The organism is Sorangium sp. So ce1014 (assembly GCF_051521505.1).
GTDB lineage: Bacteria > Myxococcota_A > Polyangia > Polyangiales > Polyangiaceae > Sorangium.
The window spans coordinates 4,238,366-4,260,289 of sequence record NZ_CP150356.1 but is presented as its reverse complement, the minus strand read 5'-3'; the positions used below and the strand labels follow the sequence as shown (position 1 = coordinate 4,260,289).

General features: G+C 72.6%; 13 protein-coding genes. 4 read left to right on the top strand and 9 right to left on the bottom strand.

What is annotated here, in order from left to right; all coding sequences use genetic code 11:
• Window positions 1–22 precede the first annotated feature (22 nt).
• Together WME75_RS16140 and crcB are read left to right on the top strand one after the other, a co-directional pair.
• Complete coding sequence (locus tag WME75_RS16140) at window positions 23–946, top strand: ABC transporter ATP-binding protein (protein ID WP_437491674.1); 924 nt, start codon at window positions 23–25, stop codon at window positions 944–946.
• A 58-nt stretch (window positions 947–1,004) separates the two neighbouring features.
• Window positions 1,005–1,388 carry a fluoride efflux transporter CrcB gene (gene crcB / locus WME75_RS16135; RefSeq protein ID WP_437491671.1) on the top strand — a complete coding sequence of 128 codons (384 nt, stop codon included), beginning with the start codon at window positions 1,005–1,007 and terminating at the stop codon, window positions 1,386–1,388.
• Window positions 1,389–1,453: 65 nt separating this feature from the next.
• Here crcB and WME75_RS16130 read toward each other — a convergent pair whose 3' ends face one another.
• The 6 genes from WME75_RS16130 to rpsB form a co-directional block, all read right to left on the bottom strand.
• Window positions 1,454–2,479 carry a hypothetical protein gene (locus WME75_RS16130; RefSeq protein WP_437491668.1) on the bottom strand — a complete coding sequence of 342 codons (1,026 nt, stop codon included), beginning with the start codon at window positions 2,477–2,479 and terminating at the stop codon, window positions 1,454–1,456.
• A 537-nt stretch (window positions 2,480–3,016) separates the two neighbouring features.
• Window positions 3,017–5,026, bottom strand: a complete 2,010-nt coding sequence (locus tag WME75_RS16125; protein ID WP_437491665.1) for a hypothetical protein — start codon at window positions 5,024–5,026, stop codon at window positions 3,017–3,019.
• Entirely contained in the window at window positions 5,023–6,387 is a 1,365-nt protein-coding gene (locus WME75_RS16120) for a hypothetical protein (RefSeq protein WP_437491662.1), read from the bottom strand. The genes WME75_RS16125 and WME75_RS16120 overlap by 4 nt, the downstream gene beginning before the upstream one ends.
• A gap of 44 nt (window positions 6,388–6,431) precedes the next feature.
• A complete protein-coding gene (locus WME75_RS16115) occupies window positions 6,432–7,376 on the bottom strand; it encodes a polysaccharide deacetylase family protein (RefSeq protein WP_437491660.1) in 945 nt (314 codons plus the stop codon).
• A gap of 9 nt (window positions 7,377–7,385) precedes the next feature.
• Entirely contained in the window at window positions 7,386–8,336 is a 951-nt protein-coding gene (gene tsf / locus WME75_RS16110) for a translation elongation factor Ts (RefSeq protein ID WP_437491658.1), read from the bottom strand.
• Window positions 8,337–8,594: 258 nt separating this feature from the next.
• The gene (rpsB, locus tag WME75_RS16105; protein ID WP_437494837.1) at window positions 8,595–9,431 is read right to left on the bottom strand and encodes a 30S ribosomal protein S2; all 837 of its coding nucleotides are present in this window, start codon (window positions 9,429–9,431) and stop codon (window positions 8,595–8,597) included.
• Between the two features lie 432 nt (window positions 9,432–9,863).
• On the opposite strand from rpsB, the gene WME75_RS16100 reads away from it, so the two are divergent.
• Window positions 9,864–11,966 carry an IPT/TIG domain-containing protein gene (locus WME75_RS16100; protein WP_437491655.1) on the top strand — a complete coding sequence of 701 codons (2,103 nt, stop codon included), beginning with the start codon at window positions 9,864–9,866 and terminating at the stop codon, window positions 11,964–11,966.
• Complete coding sequence (locus WME75_RS16095) at window positions 11,966–14,002, top strand: IgGFc-binding protein (protein ID WP_437491653.1); 2,037 nt, start codon at window positions 11,966–11,968, stop codon at window positions 14,000–14,002. Before WME75_RS16100 ends, WME75_RS16095 begins: the two co-directional genes overlap by 1 nt.
• A gap of 25 nt (window positions 14,003–14,027) precedes the next feature.
• Here WME75_RS16095 and mutS read toward each other — a convergent pair whose 3' ends face one another.
• The 3 genes from mutS to WME75_RS16080 all read right to left on the bottom strand — a co-directional run bounded on the left by mutS (window position 14,028) and on the right by WME75_RS16080 (window position 21,465).
• Window positions 14,028–16,721 carry a DNA mismatch repair protein MutS gene (gene mutS / locus WME75_RS16090; protein ID WP_437491651.1) on the bottom strand — a complete coding sequence of 898 codons (2,694 nt, stop codon included), beginning with the start codon at window positions 16,719–16,721 and terminating at the stop codon, window positions 14,028–14,030.
• Window positions 16,722–16,861: 140 nt separating this feature from the next.
• Entirely contained in the window at window positions 16,862–19,729 is a 2,868-nt protein-coding gene (locus tag WME75_RS16085) for a hypothetical protein (RefSeq protein WP_437491648.1), read from the bottom strand.
• Window positions 19,726–21,465 (bottom strand): hypothetical protein, encoded by a 1,740-nt coding sequence (locus WME75_RS16080; protein ID WP_437491646.1) that lies wholly within the window; start codon window positions 21,463–21,465, stop codon window positions 19,726–19,728. The genes WME75_RS16085 and WME75_RS16080 overlap by 4 nt, the downstream gene beginning before the upstream one ends.
• Between the last annotated feature and the right edge of the window lie 459 nt (window positions 21,466–21,924).

Sequence of the window (21,924 nt, the reverse complement as noted above, 5' to 3'; positions counted from 1 at the left end):
TCCGTGGTACCGTGCCGCGCCGATGTCGAGAAGGCCGCCCAGCCAGCCTCCCCGGAACGGGGCCGCCTCCGGGGCGCAGCCGGGGGTCGCGATGCCGCCGGGGTGGGAGCCGGAGGATCATCTCTTCGTCGACGACATCAAGAAGTCGTTCGGGGCGACGAAGGTGCTGCACGGCATCACCATGCACCTCCGGCGGACCGAGACGGCGGTGATCATCGGCGGATCGGGCGCGGGCAAGACCACGCTGCTCCGGCTGCTCATCGGCCTGGAGCGGCCGACCAGCGGGCACATCTGGGTCGACGGCGTGGATATGGGCGCGCTCGACGACTACGAGATGAACCGGATGCGCCAGCGGTTCGGCATGGTGTTCCAGTACGCGGCGCTGCTCGACTCGCTCACGATCTTCGACAACGTGGCGTTCCCGCTGCGCGAGCACCGGAAGCACATGTCGAGGAAGGACATCCGCGAGAAGGTCGTGGGGATGCTGAACTCGCTCGGCCTCGAGAACAAGGAGGACCGGATGCCGTCGGAGCTGTCCGGCGGGCAGCGCAAGCGCGTGGGTCTGGCGCGCGCGCTGATGCTCGAGCCCGAGATCCTGATCTACGACGAGCCGACCAGCGGGCTCGATCCGCTGACGAGCCGGATGGTCGACGATCTGATCGAGGAGACGCGGTCGCGCCACAAGGTGACGAGCGTGGTGATCTCGCACGACATGGCGAGCACGTTCCGCATCGCGCACAAGGCGTTCCTCGTGATCCAGGGGCGGGTCGTCGCGTCGGGGACGCCGGACGAGCTGGCGACCGGCGAGAACGAGCAGGCGCGCCAGTTCATCGCGGCGGCGGGGGTGGCGCCGGATCACATCTCCCGGGTGAACCGGCCGGCGCTGGTGGACAGCAAGAGCGGCGAGGGCGGCCGGGTGATCGAGTTCAGGAAGGCCGCGGAGTAGGGCGCGGGCAGCAGCCGCCGGCCTCAAAGCGCGCGACGGGCGCGATAAAGTGAAGCGAATGGATCGGTGGTTCTGGATCGGGCTCGGCGGCGCGGCGGGGACCCTCGCCCGCTACGGTCTATCGACGTGGTGCCAGCAGCGCTTCGGCGCCGGGTTTCCGTATGGGACGCTCGCGGTCAACGTGATCGGGTCGTTCTTGCTCGGCGTCCTCATGCAGGTCGCCGCGACGACGGAGCTGCTGTCGCCGACGCTCCGCCTCGGGCTGGGCGCGGGCGTGATGGGAGGGTTCACGACGTACTCGAGCTTCAACTACGAGACGCTCAAGCTCTTCGAGGGCCGCGCGTGGATGACGGGCGTGGTGAATGTCGTGGTCACCGTCGTCGGGTGCCTGCTCGCCGGTGTCCTCGGGATGGCGTTCGCGCGGCGGCTCGTCGCGAGCTGAGGCGCCGGAGGGGGGCCTCGTACGATCGCGCGCGGCATGCGCCGCCCAGGGTCCGGGGACGGGGATCAGCCATCGGCGCCGAGGATCGGCGTCGTCTCTTCCTGCACCGCGGGGACATCGCCCTGCGCTCCGCCTCCGCCGGACGCGGGCTTTTCTCCGCCGGGCGGGGGCCTTTCTCCGCCGGGCGCGGGCTTTTCTCCGCCGGGCGCGGGCTTCTTGGCGGAGCTGCCCGAGCGGGCCTCGAACATCCATGCGGCCTTGTTCAGCTCGGGGACCAGGATGGTTCCATCGACCCGGCGCGCCGCCCTGAAGGCGCGGAGGATCTTCTCGATCACGATCGCGACCCTCCCGTCCTGCAGATCGAGCGCCCGCTGCGTCACCCGGCGCCCTGCGGCGATCTGGATGCTGCCGATGCCGCGCACCCGCTGCGCCGTGACCCGGAGCGCGGCCGCGCACTCGGCGCCGACGTCGTAGTCCTCGAGGACCTTCGCGTCCTGCGCCGGATCGGCCCTCCGGGTCTCCTCGATGAAGCTCGCGAGCGCCTCGAGGCCCTTGGCGAGGCTCTCGGGGGAATCCGCGCGCCCCACCACGGCGTCGACCCGCGCCATGCGGCGCGCGCCGAGCGCGTTGCGCAGGCCGTCGTAGCAGAGATCGCGCTCGCCGATGCCGTCGCGCATCGCGCTCCGCCCCTGCACCTCGAGCGCGGCCCTCGCGCCGGCGACCTCGGTCGCCGCGGCCTCGTGCGACCGCTTCATCGCCTGGAGCCTGCCCGCCTCGGCGACGAGCAGCGGCAAGAGCGCCGCGGGCATGCGCACCTTGCCGCGCTGCGCCTCCGACAGCGAGCCCAGGATCCGCCGCGCCGAGGCGACGAAATGCGGGACATCGTCGATGAGGCTCTGCGAATCGATGCGCGTCCCCTCCGCGACGAGATCCTCCTCGGGGATCCCCGCGTACGTCCGCGCGGCGAACGCGCCGTCCGCGGGACCGAGCTCCCTCGCGAGCGCGTCGAGGGTGACGGTGGTGGATGAAACGGTCGGTACCTCCGCCGGCGAGGTGGCCGGCGCGGGCTTCTTTGTCTTTGAAGTGGCCATGAGAGGAAAAGCTAAGGGAAAGCGTCAATGAAAGGAAAGCGGGCACCTCCGCTGAGCAAGATCACGTCGCGGCGATCCGTCCCGGCCGACGGGACACACCGCGCCGGGAGGGCGCACGAGGGCGGCGAGGGGGCGCACCGGCGGGGCGCGGCGCGCACGCAACGCCGGGTGGACGGCGGCACGACGGCGGACGGCGCGCGCGAGGCCGGCGCAGAGCCGCGCGCAACCCCGGTCAGGCCAGCGCACCGGCGGGCCGAGGCGCGCGCGCGGCACGGCGAGACGCGCGCGCAGGCGGGTCGAACACGCGCACGAGGCGGGGGTGGCGCGCGGGAAGCCTGTCGCCCCCGCGCGCCGGAGACCGCGGGAACGCGCACGACGCGCCGGAACGCGCGCACGACGCGCCGGAACGCGCGCACGACGCGCCGGGGACGCGCGCACGACGCGCCGGAACGCGCGCACGACGCGCCGCGTTACATCACCCTCCCCTGGCCTCCAGCCGGCAACAGCCGCGCCACGGGCCGCCGCCCGCAGGGAAACTCAGAGCGAGCGCTCTGCGGCGCGGAGCAGCTCGTCCCACGCGGGCACGCCGAGGCCGCCGAGGGGCCGGGCGAGCGTCGCAGCGCGCTGCGCGACGGAGCGAGCGTCACCGGCGCCGGCCCGCGCGAGCCGCCGCGCGTGCTCGCGGTTCGCCGCCACCGCGAGGACGCGGCTCATGTGGTCCTCCGCAGTGGAGCCGAGGAGCGCCTCGGCCTCGTGGGCGAGATCGCGCGCCGACGCGAGGACGCGATCGCCCTCCGGCTCGAGCGAGGTCCGAAGCAGCTCCACGAGAAGCTGCGCGCGAAAGCGCGATCGCCGGTCCAGGCCGCATCGACCCCAGTCGGCGACCAGGCCGCGCGCGCGTTCAAACCACGTCGATGCGCCCCCAGGATCCCCCGTGACCATCGCGAGGAGCCCCGACGTCACCGCATGGAACGCCTCCGCTCGAAAGCCGCCCTCTGGCTCGAGCTCCCCCCAGTCCGAGGGAGCCGGTGGAGCCCTCGGACGCCCGAGGAGCTTCGAGGCCCGCTCCTCGTTCCCGCGGACGATCTCGACGAGCGCCATGGCGACTTCCCCGCGGCGAGGGAGGCTCGCGTGCTCGTCCGGCCAGGTCGTCCCCTCGACGAGGGCTCGTTCATGCTCCCGAATCGACGAATCGAGGTGACCGGAGAGAAACTCGAGATCCGCGATGACACCACGCGTGATCGCATCCGCTGCCACCGACGAACTCCGGAGAGATCCCGCCTGCGGCCCGGGATCGAGCAGCCCGGGGACCTGTTCTCGCACCGCGACGACATGGCCGCGCTCGAGGAGCCGGAGGAGACGCGAGCGAGCGACGACGGGGAGAAGGAGCCGTCGTGCGGCCTCTGCCGACGCCTCGATCCCGGCGGCGAGCGTCTGGTCGAGCTGCTCCGCGTCCTCGAGGTGACCGAGGCACCACTGCGCGAGCGCGTTGGCCCGCAGCACGCACGCTGTCACGCCCGGCGACACAGCCGCGCTGACGCCCGCGCCGCCGGGCTCGACGTTGACGAGCGAAAGCGCCCGACGCCCATGGACGGCGGCTTCGGCGGCGCGGTCCTGCGCGGCGACCGCGATGGAGAGGTCCGAGAGCGCGACGGCGGTCAGCTCCGTGGAGCCGGCGTCGGCGCGCTCCAGGAGACCGACGAGGAGCTCCTCGGCAGCGTGGAAGGACCGCTCGGCGAGCATCGCATCGGCGCGGCGTAACTCCCGCTGCGCCTCGATGGACGCCTCAACGTCCGATAGCCCGCGCTGCTCGATCAACAGATCACCGGCCCAGCGCGCGGCGAGGAGATCATCAACCCAGGGCCTGACCACGAGATCGCCGCCGAAGAGCGCCAGCGGCGACACGGCGCGGAAGAGCAGCAGCGCATCGTCGACGCGCCCTCCCACGTTCCCCGGCACCGTCGCGCTCAGTGAGGGTAAGACCCCACGAGCAACGCCCACAAACGAGATGGATCCCTGCGCCGAAACCTCCAGGCCGGCTCCCCGCGCGCTCCCGTCCTCCTCGATCACGTACTCCCCGCTCCGGATCGACCACACATCAGGCGCCGCGGCCGCGAACACCGGCGCGAGCGCGGCCGGCAGCATCACCACGACCTCGCCGCGGGACGGGCCGAGGACGTTGCGCTTCTCGTTCCAGAGCGAGAAGAAGCGCGCCCACGCCGCCGTGTCCCGATACGTCGCGCGCGACGCGTCGACGAGGTGGATCGCGCCGCGGAGCTCCTCAGGCGGATCGAGGAGCGGAAGCAGGACGCGATCCGCGAGCTCGCCGTCTGTGAGCGGCGTGTCCGAAATCCGCCCGCTATAGGGCTCCAGCCGCACCAGGTGGACGTCGGCGCGACCGAGCTGCGGGAGCTCCGCCAACAGCTTCGCGACAAGCTGATCCGCCGCGCGGGGGCTCGCGCACCGCGCGAGGTAGAGGTGAAACCGCCGCGAGAGCGCGAGCGCCCGGATCAGCCGCGAGCGCTCCCCGCCCGCGGCGCCGGTCATGCGCCCTTCTCCGCCGCGGCATCCTTGACGTCCATGGAGGGATCGGCAAGTTCCCGCATTCCGGCAACGGACGGATGGACGTCGACCCATTCCTCGTCGTTGAGGTAACGCAGGATGACGTTGTTCTGGAGCAGGTGGTCGGCGGCCTCGCGCTCCTGATCGCTCGTGGTGATGAGCCGCTTCGTGCGCTTCACCGTCGCGAGCCAAGAGATCGCGCCGCTGTCGTAGACGATGCTCCGGTAGGCGTTCCCCGCGCGGTAGAGCTCCCGCTCGAGCGTCTTCGCGTCGACGGGGAACGCCTCGAGCTCGAGCAGCGTCTGGAGCAACCGCACGATCTCGCGCGGATAGCCCCCCGACCAGAGCGCGATGGCGCGGATCCTGTCCCGGAGCGCGGTCTTGCCGAAGATCTCCTCGAGCGCGGCCTCGTCGATCCGCTTCTTCACGAGCTCCGCGATGACCTCGACCCCGTCGGGGTGGAGCGTGCCCTCGGCGTCCCGGACCTTGATCATCGGCAGGAACGACACGGGCGGCTCGACCATGCGGCGCGCGAGCGCCGGGGGGATCGTGTAGAGCACGTGCACGGGCAGCTGGAGGTAGGGCGCGCCGGTCGAGAAGATGCGCTCGGCGCTCTCGAGCACCGGCTTCCACGTGAGGCTCGTACCCCGGAGCTTCTCCAGCGAGTCGAAGAGGATCACGAGGCCAGAGCGCCCGAGCTTGCGCGCGCGCCAGTCGAGCTCCCGGAGCTCGTCGTGCACGAAGCGGACGAAGGTGGACAGGTGCCTGGCCACGATCTCGCGGACCCGGTGGCGTACGGTCGGGTTGGTCTTGAGGTTGAGCTCGATGCCGGCCTTCGCGCCCGCATCAACGCCCGCGGTGAGCTTTCCGATCTCTACATCCGTCCGCGAGAGCCACGCCCAGAGCCGCCGGTGAGGGCCGTCCGTCAACGCGCTGGCCGCATCGCCTCCCTCCGCGGCCAGGACGGTGCGCTCGGCGTGGAGCAGCACGAGCGCAAGCACGTCCGAGATGTCGATCTCCACGGTGAGGTCGAGGACATCGTCGGCGTCGATCAGGACCGTGAGCAGGTTGCGTCGCTTCGGATCGGAGAGCCGCTCGGCGAGCCGCTGGATCTCGGTGCTCTTCCCCGTGCCGCGGAGGCCGGTGAAGAGCTGGCAGACCGGCGTCCTGGAGAGCTCGATCTGACGCGCCAGCTTGTTCGTCCAGTGAGCCCCGCGGACACCCCGGTGATCGATGTCGACGTTGCGCGGGTCGCCCGGCGACAGCGGCTCGTCCGGGTTGCAGCGGTTGTAGAGCTCCTGCAGGCGCTCGAACTCCATCGCCGGGAAGGTACCCGACGGCACCATGCTCGTCAGGCAATTCGCGCCGCCCGTCGACGCCGATCCCCCGGTCACTCCACGAGCCCGCTGTCCCTGGCCGCCTCGTCCAGCCGCACGAACGTCGCCCCTCCCCGAGCAACCTCCTCCACGAACGCCCCCAGCGCCTCGAGCCGCCTGCCGAGCGGCACACGGAGCTCCGGCTGGTACGGCGCGAGCGCCTCGAGGCCGTCGCCCCGGTCGAGGAAATCCATGCCGTGCAGCTCCAGGTTGACGAGCGCCTCCCCCGCGCAGGCGCGCGCCAGCCACCGCGCACCGGCGGCGCCCGCGAGCGCGACGCTCGTCCCGATGACCGGCAGCCGCAACCCGGGCGTCACCTGGATCGGCAGCTCGACGAAGCGCCGCCCGCCGCGCGTGTACCACGGCCGCCCAGGCCGGTAAGGCCGGCGCGGCGCCGCGAGCACGCGCGGGGTGTCCAGGATCGCCGACGATCCCCTCCCCTTCACGCGCTGCACCCCCATCGCGAGCGCCTTGGCGGCGTAGTACGGCGGGCACGGGAACACCGAGGAGTCGAACGCGACCCCGACCGCATCGAGCGCGTCGAACAGCGCGTCGCTCACCGTGTACCCCGGCGCGCGGAAGCCCGTCGGACGCCGGCCCACCGCCTCGGCGATCGCCTCGGCGCCGAGCAGGACGTCCCACGCGATCGCGGCGCGCGGGAGCTGCGAGAGGTCGTAACGGTGCCCGTACGAGTGGTTCTCGACCGCGTGGCCCGCGTCGCTCAGCGCGCGCAACGCCGCCGCGCTCTCGGGGCGGGCGAGGTCGCGGCCGATCGCGAACAGCGTGACAGGGATGCCGTGGGATGCAGCGAAGCCCGCGATGCGCGGCAGCGCCGTGTCATAGACGGCGCTCAGCGAGACCGCCGCCCCGGAGCGCTCCGGGACGGCGAGCCCGTGAATGGCGAAGTAGTTCGGGACCTCGTCGAGGTCGATCGAGACGGCGGCGAGACGCCCCCGCATCGGACCGCTTCAGCTCGCGGCCATCTTCGCCACCTCGGCGGCGAAGTCGTCCTCTTTCTTGGCGATGCCCTCGCCGCGCTCGTACCGCACGAAGCGCGTGAGCGTGAGCTCGCCGCCGGCCGCCTTCTCCGCCGCCTGGCGGAGCTTGTCGATCGTCTGGCCCGCCGCGCCGCGCGACGCCGCCTCGACCGACTCCTGCTCGAGGAGCGCGACCTCCGAGTACCACTTGTTGAACTTGCCCTCGATGATCTTCGGCCACGCCGCCTCGGGCTTCGGCTTCGGATCCTCGCGCAGCTGCGCCTCGAAGATCTCCTGCTGCTTGGCCTTCAGGTCCGCCGAGACCTCGTCGCGACGGAGGACGAGCGGGCTCATCGCGGCGGCCTGCATCGCCGTCTCGTCGATGAACTTCTGCACCTCGGGGTGCTCCGCCACCGCCTGGCTCGACGCCTCGACCGCCACGAGCACGCCGATCTTGCCGCCGAGGTGCACGTACGCGTGCGCGACGCCGTGCTTGCCCGCCGGGATCGACACGCGATCCCAGCGGCGCACAGCGACCTTCTCGCCGATGCGCGCGGTCAGCTCCGTCGCGGCGTCGGCGACCGACTTGCCGCCCATCGAGAGCTGGCTCGCGTCCGAACCCTCGGGCGCCTTCTCGGCCGCGGCGAGCACCTCGCCGACGAACTGCCGGAACGCGTCGTTGCGGGCGGCGAAATCGGTCTGGATGTTGACCTCGACCATCGTCGCGCTGCGCCGATCGGCCGCGACCGCCGCGCGAACCTCGCCCTCGGTCGCGGACGCGCCGGCCCGCTTGGCGCTCTTCGCGAGACCCTTCTTCAGGATGATCTCGACCGCCTTCTCCATGTCGCCCTCGGCCTCGGTGAGGGCGCCCTTGCAGTCGCTCATCCCCGCCTGGGTACGCTCACGAAGCTCCTTGATCGCCTGAGCATTGATGCCGGCCATGGCTCTTTCTCCTTCAACCTAGATAGGAAGAGGCCGCGCCGAGCGGCCCCTCTTCATCGCACTTCAGACTGATGACCCCGAGGGCCCGCGCGACGAGCCGGCCGAACCGCAGAGGCGCAGAAGGCGCAGAGGCACGAAATTTTCATTTCTGTCCCCGCGCCCCCTGCGCTCCTGCGATCGCCGCGTCTCCCGGGCGGAGGCGACATCGTCACCCCCGCCGCCCGAGCGCCGGGCCGCTCCGACGCGGCTCGCGCCGCGCTACGACGCCTGCTGGCGCGGACCGCCGCGGCCGCCGCCGCCGCGGCCGCCCTGGTACACGTTGATCTCGTCGCGCTGGCCGCGACCGCCGCCGCCCTGAGGCTGCGAGCCGTCGCCGTGATCCCGGCGGCGCTGCGCACCCTCGACGCACGCGTCCGCGACGCGCGCCGTGATCAGCCGGATCGAGCGGATGGCGTCGTCGTTGCCAGGGATCACGAAGTCGACGAGATCCGGGTCGCAGTTCGTGTCCGTGATGGCCACGACCGGGACGTTCAGCTTGCGCGCCTCGCTGATCGCGATCGACTCCTGGTGCGGATCGATCACGAAGATCGCCGCCGGGAGGCCGCCCATGCCCTTGAGACCGCCCAGGTACTTCTCGAGCCGATCGCGCTCCTTCTCGAGCCGGACGACCTCCTTCTTGAGCAGCTGCTCGTAGGTCCCGTCCTCCTTCATGCGCTCGAGGGTGCGGAGGCGATCGAGGCCCTGCTTGATGGTCCGGAAGTTCGTCAGCGTGCCGCCGAGCCAGCGGTTCGTGACGAAGTACATGCCCGACCGCCGGGCCTCTTCCTGCACGATGTCCTGCGCCTGGCGCTTCGTGCCGACGAACAGCACGTGGCCGCCGCGGCCGACGGCGTCGGTCAGGAAGTCGTACGCGCGCTTGAAGAGCCGCGTCGTCTGGTCGAGATCGATGATGTGGATGCCGTTGCGCGCGCCGTAGATGAACGGCCGCATCTTCGGGTTCCAGCGCTTGGTCTGGTGGCCGAAGTGCACGCCCGCGTCGAGCAGCGAGCGGAGCGGGAGCGGGAACTCCCCCGGCTGGGGGGCAACGGCCTGCATGGTGTCGGCCGCGGGAACGGATTCGGAGAAGCTTGTATCGGTCACGGCTTTGTCCTTTCGGTTGGTCCGCCGCTCCCCCTCCCGCCACCAACCCCTCGCGCGGACCTGGAAAAAGCGTCCGTGTCGAGGGGCACCGGGTCGCGGAATGCCGTGGGTGCCAGGAGAGCGTGTGGATTTGCGCTGCGACAGCGAAAGCGAGGATTCAACCTCCGCTGTCCCCCTCGTCACGAGCCGCGAGAAGGGGGCGGTTTGCTACCCCGATGCGCCGCGCTTGTCAAGCGACGGCGCGGGAGCGCCAGCGGGCGACATTATCACGTGGTTTCACGTGCTTCCGCAGGGTTCGGGAAGCGGGAGCGCGGCGCCGCGCGCCGCGCTCCCGCTCCTGCGCGCGCGCGCCGTGGCCCAGCACCCACGATGGCGTAGACTCGGTTCGTGCGAACCGCGTCACGACGCTTTCTTACTGCACGCTTCGCCCCGATTTGCGCAAGCCTCGCGGTCGTCTCCGCCTGCATCGCCTCGGCCCCCGAGGGCATCCGCCGGCAGACCGACGGCGACGGCGGCGACTTCGGGGTGGACCCGCAGACAACGTCGTCCACCACCAGCACGGGGCTGCCGGACGCCGATCCGCACGCCCTGCTCGGCGCCGATCCGACGCACGGCCCGTTCAACGGAGGCCAGCGCGTCCTGCTCCACGGCAACGGCTTCAGCTCCAAGGTCCGCGTCTGGTTCGGCGACGTCGAGGTCGATCCGTCCGCGATCGTGCCCATCGATCCGAGCCGGGTCCAGGTGGCGGCGCCGCCGGGCGAAGCAGGGCCGGTGGAGCTCACGGCGCAGAACGGCGACGACACCTCGACCCGGAGATCGCTGCCGGGCGGCTACGTCTACGACGCGCTCTATGCGTCTCCGTCGAGCGGGCCGATCTCCGGCGGGACGGCGATCGAGCTCATCGGTCAGGGCACGCGCTGGGACGCGACCACCGTCGCCAGGATCGATCAGAAGCCGTGCACGTCGCTCGCCGTCGACGGGCCGACCCGGCTCGTCTGCACCGTGCCCCAGGGCACGCCGGGCGCGAAGACGATCTCGGTGACGACCGGCGACGACACGATCCTCGTGCTCGACGGCTACACCTACGAGGACAGCCAGAACGGCTACAAAGGCGGGCTCAGCGGCGCCCCCCTCGCCGGGCGGCTCAAGGTCCTCGCCTACAACAACTTCACCGGCGATCCGATCCCGGGGGCGCGCGTCCTCGTGGGCAACAACGTGTCGTCCGCGCTCAGCCGCGTCGCGGACGCGTCCGGCGTCGCCGTGTTCGAGGACGCCTCGCTCGACGCCCCGCGGACCGTCACCGTCGCCGCGACGTGCCACAGCCCGATCTCGTTCGTCGACGTGCCGGTCGACACGGTGACCGTGTACCTGGACCCGGTGCTCACCCCCGCCTGCGGCGCCTCCGGCGACCCGCCCCCGCCGGTCGGCGGCAAGGTGGGCAGCGCGGGCGCGCTCGAAGGCGAGCTCGTCTGGGAGAAGTCGCTCGACCCGGGGAGCGCCGCGTGGGGCAACATCCCGAACCCGAAGCGCGCGACCGAGCGCCGGGCGGCGTACGTGTTCACGACGGGGACCGATCCGCTCGCGACCTTCCAGCTGCCGCCCGAGTACCAGGCGATCACCCCGGACACGGCGGGAGAGCTCGGGCACGGGTTCACGATGTACCTCGCGCCCGGCAACCGCTCGATCTACGCGCTGGCAGGGCTCGAGGATCGATCGACGACGCCGCCGCGGTTCACCGCCTACGCCATGGGGGTCGTCCGCGGGATCCCGCTGCACCCGAACCGGGTGACGAGGGACGTGTTCGTGCGGATCGACCAGCCGCTCGACCACGCCCTCTCGATGGACGTCACCGCGCCCGCGAAGGGGCCGAAGGGGCCGGACCGGATCCAGGCGAACGTGTCCTTGATGATCGGCAACGACGGGTTCGCCACGCTGCCCATCGGCGCGCAGCGCCCGCTGATCCCGTTCGACGGGCGGCTGACGTTCGTGGGCGTGCCGCCGCTCAACCGCGATCTGTTCGGGGCGAGCTACCACTCCTCGGCGCGCGCCGTCACCGGCCAGGCCGGGCTCGCGCCGCTCTCCGTCGTCGGGCGGGTGCTCTCGACGAGCACGAGCGCGCCGGTGCGCATCGGCGACTTCGTGGGCGTACCGACCGTGGAGACGCCGGCGCAGAACAGCGCCTGGGACGGCGCGCACCTCGCGACCTCGTTCAGCGCGGGCGCGCCCGTCGACCTCAGCGTCTACGACATCGCGAGCGGCAGCGGGCTCATCCGGTGGACCGTGGCCGTGCCGGCAGGGTCGCACGCCGTCGAGCTGCCGGACCTCCGGCAGCTCGGGATCGAGCACGGCGCGCTGCCGCCGGGGCCGGTCACGATCGGCGTGTACGGGGCGCGGATCGACGCCTTCGAGTACGGCAAGCTCGTCTACCGGCAGCTCAAGCCGCAAGGGATGGCGGCCTACTCCCTCGACAGCTCCAGCGCGCACCTGTGATGAGCGAGCCGGTCCCCCCGAGGCGAGCCCGCAGGTCACGACGCCGCGCCCGCCCGCGGCCCGCGGCGGCCGCCGCCCTCCTCGCCACCGCCGCGGGGCTCGCGCTCTCGCCAAGCTGCTTCGACCGCGGCGTGCGGTGGGGCGATCGCCCGGAGGAGCCGCCGCCCTGCACGGCCGGCGAGACCCGGTGCGGCGCAGAGCTCGCGCGCTGCGAGGAGACGGCGGCGGGGCCGGCCTGGGTGACGCTCGACGACTGCGCCGCCCGGGGGCTCGTGTGCGCGTCGCTCGAGCTCGGGTGCAGGCCGTGCGTGCCCGGCGTGACGTCGTGCCGAGGGCAGGACGTCGTGACCTGCGCGCCGGACGGCAGCTTCGGCGACGTGCTCGACACGTGCGACACGGAGGTCGGCGAGGCGTGCCGGGGCGGGAGCTGCCTTGCGCTCTGCGCCGTCGCCGAGGTCGAGCGGAGCAACGTGGGGTGCGAGTACTGGGCGGTCGATCTGGACAACGCGCGGATCGAGGCGACGAGCAACGCGGCGGCGCAGCAGTTCGCGGTGGTGATCTCGAACCCGCAGCCGGACGTGCCCAACGAGGTCCGTATCTTCCAGGACAACGGCGCGCCCGGCGACGCGCCCGCCCCCGTGGAGATCGCGAGCGCGCTCATCGCGCCGTTCTATCTCCAGGTGTTCAAGCTCGGGCCGCGCGAGGTCGATGGCAGCCCGGAGGGCAAGTACAACACGGGCACGCACACGGCGCTCACGCGGCACGCGTACAAGATCACGTCGAAGTTCCCCATCGTCGCCTACCAGTTCAACCCGCTGGACAACGTCAACGTGTTCTCCAACGACGCCTCGCTGCTGAAGCCGCGCGAGGCGCTGACGTACAACCCGGGCGCGATGTCGACGGCGTACGTCGTCGCCGGGTGGCCGCAGACCATCGCGAGCACGGACGATCCGGACACGAACTTCAATCCGCTGAACCCGATCGATCTGCGGGCGTTCTTGACCATCGTCGGGACGCGCGAGGAGACCACCGTGCAGGTGCAGACGACGGCGAAGGTCGTCGGCGGCGGGCCGGTCCCGGAGACGCCGGCGGGCGGGTCGATCGAGGTCAAGCTCGGCGCGTTCGACGTGCTCAACCTGGAGACCGGCGGGTTCAACGCGGACTTCACCGGCTCGATCGTCAGGGCCGATCAGCCGATCGCGGCCTTCACCGGCAGCGAGGCCTCGGACGCGCCCCACTTCGCCACGCTCGCGGATCGGCGCTGCTGCGCCGACCACCTGGAGGACCAGCTCGATCCGACCCGGACGACCGGCAAACGGTTCGTCGTGCCGCATACGCCGAGCCGATCGCAAACCGTGAAGGAGGCCGGCGCGCAGATCGAGGTCGTGCCTGAGCCGGAGTACGTCAGGATCGTGGCGGCCAGCAGCCGGGGCGCCGTGATCGAGACGACCCTGCCGCCGCCGGACGATCGGATCACGCTGGCGTCGCGGGGCCAGTTCCACGAGGTGACGGCGTGGGGCGACTTCATGCTCGAGAGCTCCGAGCCGGTCATCGTGTCGCAGATCATGGCCAGCCAGAACGCGACCGGGGTCAGACAAGGGCTGCCAGGCGGAGACCCGAGCCTCCTCATCCTGCCGCCCATCGAGCAGTTCCGGCCGGACTACGTGTTCCTGACGCCGGACAAGTACGCGTTCGACTTCATCTCGGTGATCGCGCCGCGGTCGGCCGTCGTGCGGCTCAACGACGTGGAGCTCGGGCCGGAGGATTGCGAGATCGCGCCCGCGGACGGGCTCACGGACGAGGAGCGCGGGCGCCGCGCGCCGCCGTTCGTCGTCTACCGCTGCCAGCTGAGCTTCGCGACGATCGATCCGACGCAGCAGGCGCCGGACAACGTGCTGCCCGGGCGGCAGCGCGACGGCGTGCACTGGATCACGGCCTCCGCGCCCGTGGGGCTGCTCGTGACGGGGTTCGACTCGTTCGTGAGCTACGCGTACGCCGGCGGCACCGAGCTCCGGGAGATCGCGCCGCCGGATTGAGGCGCGGCCGGCGCGAGGGCCGCCGTCACTTGCCGGCGCCGCCGAGCAGGCCCTTCAGCTTCGCCACGAGCCTCAGCGCGTCGAGCGGCGCGAGCCGATCGACGTCCACCGCGCGCAGGGTCTCGATGACGGCCGCCTGCTCCGGCGCAGCCGCCGCCTGCGCGGGGACGAACAGGTCGAGCTGCGCTCCGCCGCCGCGCGTGCGGCCGCGGAGCGAGGCGTGCTTGCCGCCCGGCAGCGCGGCGCCCGACTCCAGCGTCGCGAGGATCGCGCGGGCGCGCGCGAGCACGCCCTCGGGGACGCCCGCGAGCCGCGCGACCGCCACGCCGTAGCTGCGGCTCGCGGGGCCCGCCTCGAGCTTGTGCAGGAAGATCACGTCGTCGCCGTGCTCGCGCGCGGCGACCGAGTAGTTGGCGATGCCCGGCGCGCGCGACGAGAGCTCCGTCAGCTCGTGGTAGTGCGTCGCGAACAGGGCGCGGCAGCCGATCGCGTCGAGCAGGTGCTCGGCCACCGCCCAGGCGATCGCGAGGCCGTCGTAGGTGCTCGTGCCCCTCCCGATCTCGTCGAGGATCACCAGCGATCTCCGCGTCGCGTCGCGGAGGATCTCGGCCGTCTCCCGCATCTCGACCATGAACGTGCTCTCGCCCCGCGCGACGTTGTCGCTCGCGCCCACGCGCGAGAGGATCCGGTCGACGAGGCCGATCTCCGCCTCGCGCGCGGGCACGTAGCTGCCCATCTGCGCGAGCACGACGATCAGCGCGACCTGGCGCATGAGCGTCGACTTGCCGGCCATGTTGGGGCCCGTGATCAGCCAGAGCCGCTCGCCCGCGAGATCGAGGCGGGTGTCGTTCGGCACGAAGTGCCCCGCGGCCGCGTAGCGCTCGACCACGGGGTGGCGGCCGTCGCGGATCGCGATCGCCTCGCCCGACGTGACGTGCGGCCGCACGTAGTCGTTGCGGTGGGCGACGTCGGCGAGGGCGGCGGCGACGTCCCACGACGCGACCTTTCGCGCGAGGGCGCGGAGGCGGCCCTCGCTCTTCGCCACGAGGCCCCGCACGCGCTCGAAGAGCGCCGCCTCGCGCTCCAGCGCGCGCGCGCCGGCGTGCTCGATCTTGTCGGCGAGCTCGTCGAGCTCGTCGCTCGTGTACCGCTCGCCGGTCGAGACGGTCTGCTTGCGGCGGAAGCTCTCCGGGACCTTGGCGACGTGCGCGCGCGTCACCTCGATGTACCAGCCGAACACGCGCGTGTACTTGACCCGGAGCGACGGCGCGCCCGTCTGCGCGCGCAGCTTCGCCTCGAGCGCGAGGATGAGCTCCGTCGCGTTCTTCTCGACGGCGCGCGCCTCGTCGAGCTCCTCGTCGTAGCCCTCGCGGAAGATGCCGCCCTCGCGCGCGTTCGGCGGCGGCCGCTCGATCAGCGCGGCGGTGAGCTCGGCGCCGACGTCGGCGACGACATCCACCGCCGCCGCCTCGGCGAGCAGCGGCGCGGCGCCCACGTCGCCGAGGTCGGGGATCGACCGGACCGCGGCGACGGCCCCCGGGGCCGCCGTGAGGCCGTCGCGCAGGCAGCCGAGGTCGCGCGGGGTGGCCTCGCCGAGGAGCGCGCGGACGCTGAGGCGCTCGAGGTCGCCGACGCCGCCGAGCGCCTCCCGCAGCTCGCCCCGGGCGCGCGGGTGCGCGACGAAGAGCTCCACCTCGTCGAGGCGCCGGCGGATGGCCGCGACGTCCGCGAGCGGCGTGAGCAGGCGGCGGCGCAGGAGCCGGGCGCCGCCCGGGGTGACCGTGCCGTCGATGACGTCGAGCAGCGTGCCGCGGCGACCGCCGTCGGCGGCCCGCGCGAGCTCCAGGTGCGCCTGGGCGGTCTCGTCGATGCGCAGCGTGCCCGAGGTGTCGTGCGGGGCGATGCGGCGCACCGGGATGCGCGCGCCGGGGCTGCAGCGGCGCGCGAAGCGCAGCGCCCGCGCCGCCGCGCGCACCGCCGGGAGCGGGTGCTCGGCCAGCGCCGCCGCCGAGATCGGCTCGATCGCGGCGTCGTCGAGGATCGACGCGACCTGCGCGCTGTCGAGCTCGTCGTCGTCGCGCAGCGCCGCGCGGCAGGAGAGCGAGGTCGCGGCGGCGCGGATGTCCGGCAGATCCCGGGCGATCAGCGCCTCGCGCGGATCCGCGCGGGCGAGCTCCGCGAGCAGCGTCGTGGCGTCCGGGAGCGAGGTGGCCGAGAGCTCGCCCGTGGAGAGATCGAGCAGCGAGAGGCCGTACGGCCCGCCCGCGGCGCCGCCGTCGCCGCGCGGCACGCCGCCGCCGTCGACGGCCGCCAGGTAGTGGTTGGCGCGCGCGTCGAGCTGATCGGTCTCGGTCACGAGCCCCGGGGTGACGACGCGCACCACCTGCCGCGGCACGAGCCCCTTGATCTTCGACGGGTCCCCGATCTGCTCGCAGATCGCCACCTTGTGGCCGAGCGCGAGGAGCCGCGCGATGTACCCGTGCGCGGCGTGGTGCGGGACGCCGGCCATCGGGGACTCCTCGGGCTCCCCTTTGTTGCGGCTCGTGAGCGTCAGGTTCAGCGCGCGCGACACGAGGACCGCGTCGTCGTTGAACATCTCGTAGAAGTCGCCCATCCGGAAGAAGAGGACCGCGTCCGGGTGGAGCGCCTTCGCTTCCTCGTACTGGCGCATCACCGGGGTCAGCTTCTTCCTGGCCGCAGGCTGCTCGGACGGCTGCATCGCCGGCGTATTAGCCGCGGCGCCCGATGAGGTCTACGCGGGATTCGAGCGTTATTTCAACGCTCGCTCCACGTTTTCGCCACGTTTTCGTGGAAAAATTGGCGAGGAGATCGGAATGGCGCGCGGGCGGGGCGAGCGGCTCAGTGGAACCGGCGCACGACCTCGGCGCCGCTCCCGCCCAGCAGGATCAGGCCCTGGAGCGAGCCGTCGGTGACGGCGAGCTCTCCGGTCGCCGGGACGAGCCGGATGGCCTGCGGCTGGAGCTCCGCCTCGTTCACGAGCTCGACGAGCAGGGGGTCGAACGCCCCCTGGGTGGTGAAGCGGAACTGCATGTCCTGCTCGGGCTCGGGCGCGCCGCCCGTGATCGCGAAGCGGAACATCGGGTTGACGAACGCGCCCGGATCGCCGTCGGTGACCCGCCCGTCGCCGGGCGTGTGCACGACGCGCCCGTTGAGCCGCGCGAGGCGCGCGTCGCACGAGTTGCGGCAGGCGCCCGTGGCCGGATCGGCGATCACGTGGTGCAGGAAGCCGGCCGCGTTGCTCCGGACGACCCACTGGCCTCCGGCGCGGACACCGACCTGCACCTCTCCGGGGAAGCAGCACGCCGCAAACGCGACCTCGGGGTCGCCCTGATCGAGCTCGAGGTGGTCGTCGTAGGCCTCCACGACGCGGAGCCCCGGGCGCGACGTGATGACGTTGCCGTATTTCGCGTTGCAGCTGTCGAACGAGCACACGGCCTCGTCGACGTCGGCCCAGTACGGGGTGTCCTCGCCCGGGAGCTCGGACGTGATCTGCACGAAGTCGGCGAGCTGCGCGGCGTCGACGCCCGCGGGGACCGGCTGGTCCTTGACGCTGTTCAGGCTCTGCACGCCGCGACGGCAGAAGCGGGCGTCGCCGCTCCTGAGGTGGCCGTCGCCGTCGAAGTGGACGAAGGTCCGCGTGAACCCGGGGAGCACCCCCTCGTAGGTCACGGTCCACGTCTCGTTGACGAGGTGCACGCGGGGGTCCTCGATGTTCATCGTCAGCGCGTGGTGCGGCTCGCCGGACCTCAGCACGAGCCCCTGCTCGTCGAGCGCGCTCTCGACGCCGTCGACCGACGCGATCGCCAGGGGCTCGACCCCCACCGCGAGCGTGAGCGCCGGCGCGTCCGCCGCGTCGGACGGGAACGTGGCGCGCATCTTCGGGCTCGCCGCGGAGAGCTGCACGACCGCGCCGCTGCGATCGTAGAGGATCGGCAGGCCCTGCACGCCGGGCTCGCGCACACCGACGGCGTCGCTCGTCGCGACGTAGCTCTCCGAGCGGAGCGCGTGCGGGAGGACGACGTTGCAGGAGGCCTCGCCGCTCGTCTTGAGCCGCGGGTCGCCCTCCGAGGCGCCCTCGGCGCAGCCGGCGCGGAGGCTCGGCTGCTCGGGCCCGCGGCAGGCCGCGTCGAGGTCGTCGACGTCGACGACCGCGACCTGGCCGTTCGTGAGCACCAGGTACGCGAACGAGCCGCGGAGCTTCAGCGGGCCGGCGCCGGCGTCGCGGTTCGCCGACGTCCGGTACAGCGTCTCGAGGTCGCACGAGGAGACGTTGCTGTCGCACGGCTTGAGGCTCGGATCGGGATCGCACCGGAGCCCCTCCGGGGCCACGCCCGTCGCGGGGAGGATCGCGGGGGCGTCGCGCTGCACGATCACGAGATCGCGGACCGGCGCGGTCAGGCGGATCCGGTCGGGCGGCTGGAACGGGTTCCACTCCGGATGAGGGCGCACGAGCGGCGACTGGCCGGACGCGCCGTCGCTGACGTCGAAGACCATCACGCTGCCGTCGCCCGCGTCGACCGCGTAGAGGTAGCGGCGGAAGTCGGGCGGCAACGGCTGGCTCACCGCGAGGCGGGTCGTCGTGACGACGCGCTCGGGCTCGAGCGTCGACGCGGGCAGGAGCGGGGGCAGCTCGGTGGGCTCGCAGGGCGTCGGGACGTCGACGACGTGGATCACCGGGGCGTCGAGATCGGCGATGAACAGCCGGTCGCCGGCGAGCGCGAGCCCCCGGGGCCGCGGCGTCCCGAGCGCCTGCGCCGGGCTGGTCGCGGCCGCCGGCTGGACGCACGCGGCCGGGCCGTCCGGCGCCTCGTCGGGCGGCGCGGCCGGCGGCGAGAGCGGCAGCGAGGCCTGGAGGGGGACCCACCGCTCGACCTCGCACGGCGCGAACCCGCCCTCCTTGTACCGCTCGTCCTGGAGGAGCGCCTGCGCGTCGATCACGGCGAAGCCGCCGAGCTCGGGCAGGGTCACGAGGAGCTTCTGCCGGCCGAGCCCCTCCTGGCTCAGGTCGCCGCTCCCGCTGCCGCAGGCGTCGCCGCCGGCCTCGGCCTCGGCGGGGCTCGTCGGGTCGAGGTCGTAGTCGCTCGAGCACGAGGCCCGCAGCTTGCCGTCAGGTCCGGGCGGATCGGAGACGAGCAGCATCTCGCCGGGCGGCGACGGGAGCGAGCACGCCGGCCACGAGACGAGCGACGGGACCGGACAGCCGCCGCGCGGCAGCACCTTCGCCGACGGGAGCGCGAAGATCCCCGCGCGCCCCGGCTCGGCGACGGCGACGAACGACGCGGTGCCCCCGGGCGTCGCGGCGATGTCGACCGGCTGCGCGCCGACCGGGAGAAAGCTCGCGCCGGGCGTGCCCGTGTCCTGATCGAGGATCGGCGAGCTCTCGGTGGTCATGTCGACGACCGCGATCTCGCCGCGCAACGTCTGCGTCACGAGCGCGTAGAGGTGCGGCAGCGTGGCCTTGCCCCCGCTGCCCTCCTCGACGCCGAAGTCGCCGGGCGATTCGACCGTGCGGCTCGAGCAATCCGTGATCGGCAGCGAGCGCACCACGCCCGGCGCTTTCGGGTCCGGCCGATCGACGGCGAGGCAGACGAAGGCGCTCCGGCCGGACTGCGCCAGGGCCTCGACGGCGACCGGCTCGATCTCCTCGCCGCACCCGGCGAGCGCCAGGACCGAGGCGGGGGCGATGAGCGCAACGCGCAGCTTCATTGGGACTCCCGGGGCGGGACGGGGGTGCCCACCGTGAGGATCATCGTTCCGGACGTGTTCTTGCGCATGTCGAGATCGACGACGCCGAGGTACGAGTCGGTGAAATGTGCGATGTACATGAAGGAATAGGGCTCGCAGCCGTCGCTGCCCGGCGCGCAGTCGCAGCGCTCCTTCTCGTCGCCGCAGGTGTGGCCCGTGTCGAACGCGAGCGCCTGCGGTCCGCGCCCGGTGGAGATGACGGGGTCGAATTCGCGCGCTTCCGGGTCGTAGGAGAACACGCGGCTGGAGTCGAACGCGATCGCGAAGATCCTCCGGTGGCGCTCGTTGTCCTCGCCGATCACCTCGCCCACCTCGACCCGCGACGGGTAGGCCGCGAGCGGCACGGCGTCGCGGATCTCGAGCCTCTCGTACGCCGCGGCCCACGTGGTCTCGGGCCTGGCGGGATCGGCTGCATCGTTCTCGACAAGCGTCGTGCTCACCTCGCCGATGAGCAGCGAGTTCGGGAACCGATGCGCCACGAACACCTGGAGCGGGATCTCCGCGCACCGGGCGAGGCACGCGTAGTCGACGTCCCCGCAGCCCGCCTCGCACACCTGCCGGTCGTGCGCGTCGACCGCGATCCCGCGGTTGTCGGTGCCGCTCGTGAGCGCGGTGATCCGGGTCGTTGCCGACTGGTAGAGGAGCGGCGGCGCGCCCTCGAAAGGTTCCCGGTAACTGATCAGATCGAGCTGCGGCGCCGCGATGAACGTGAGCGCGAACGCGGGCTGGTAGTCGATCTCCTGGTCTGCTGCCTTCACCTGGGTGATGAGGCGCGGGGGCGGCACGGCCGCGAGCTCCGTGGGGCCGAGGGCGAGATCCGGGAGGACCGCGGCCAGCTGCGGCCTCTTCCCTTTCTCCCACGGGTTCACGATGACGCTCACGGCGTCCGTCGTCTGGTGCGAGATGACGACGCTCGTCCCGTCCGGGCCGGCGGCGATCCCGAGCGGCTCGAGCGGCAGCTTGCGCCGGAGGAGCTCCTGCCCCGGATCCTCACCGATGCGGTGGTCCCTGCCGCAGCGCCCGCCCGCCGCGGCCGCGCCGCAGTCCAGCCGAAAGCAGGCGTCCCCGCTGCAGCGCTGCGCATCGGGGGCGTCGAGCCGATCGTCGGCGAGGTCGAAGAAGGTGACCGAGGGGTCGCCGCGGACGGGCACGAACAGCCGCGTCTGAGGCGCGTCCGCGGCGCTGTCGGCGAGCTCGCCGACGAGCGGCCGGTGCACGAGGAGGACGTTCGACGCGAACGCCCCGAGCACGGCCGAGCCCCGCACGACCTCCTCGTCGCCATCGAGGGCGGAGAGGTCGAGGGGCGAGCACGGCCCCGGGTGGAGCAGCGGCGCAGGGTTGGTCGAGAGGCCCAAGGCCTGGCACGCCGCGCTCACGGCGCCGCCGGCGCCCTCGCCCGCCTCGCGCGGGGTGAGCGACCCCTGGAGAGCGAGCGCCCTCTTGCGCAGCCGCTGGAGATCCAGCGCCTGGACCGTGCCGCCGTTGTACCGGAGATCGAAGTCCGAGTTCGCGACGTAGAGGACCCGGCCGCCCGGAGACGCCGCCAGGCCTGTCGGGAAGTAGAACCCCTCGGCCGGCGGCGGGAGCCCCTCGCTGTCAACGAAGCAGCCGGCAACCCCGAGCCCGCCCAGGATCGAGGCGACGAGGCCCACACTGACGACGCGAGGTGTCTGGAGAAGTGCGCGGGCTAGCTTCATGCGGGCGCGGAGACTAGTCAGCGTCACGAGCACTGGCAACCCGCTCCACGAGTTCGTTTGCGGCGGACGCACGCCGAACACGCCGGGGCGAGCGTCGGCTCACGAAGCCGGCGCCGGGGCGCGCGCAGCGCCGGGCGGCGAAGCCTCCCGCGCAGCGTGCCGCGACGCAGCACGGTCGCGGCCGACCCCTGGCGAGCGCACACAGCACGGCGGCGCCGCCTCCTTGGAGGCGCGCCTTGGCGGGGCCGCCTCCTTTAAGGCGCGCCTTGGCGGACGCCCGCGGCAGCGTGCCCCGCGACGGCACGCAACGTCGCTCTCCTGCGCTGATGGGTACCCAAGGTGCGCCCTTCCGGCGCGGGGGCCGCCGGCCGAGGCCGGGGCAAGATCGATCGCCGTCTTCCGTCCCCCTGCATGTTGATCTCGGAGACGCGGCGCGCCTTTGCTACGTTGGTCGCCGGG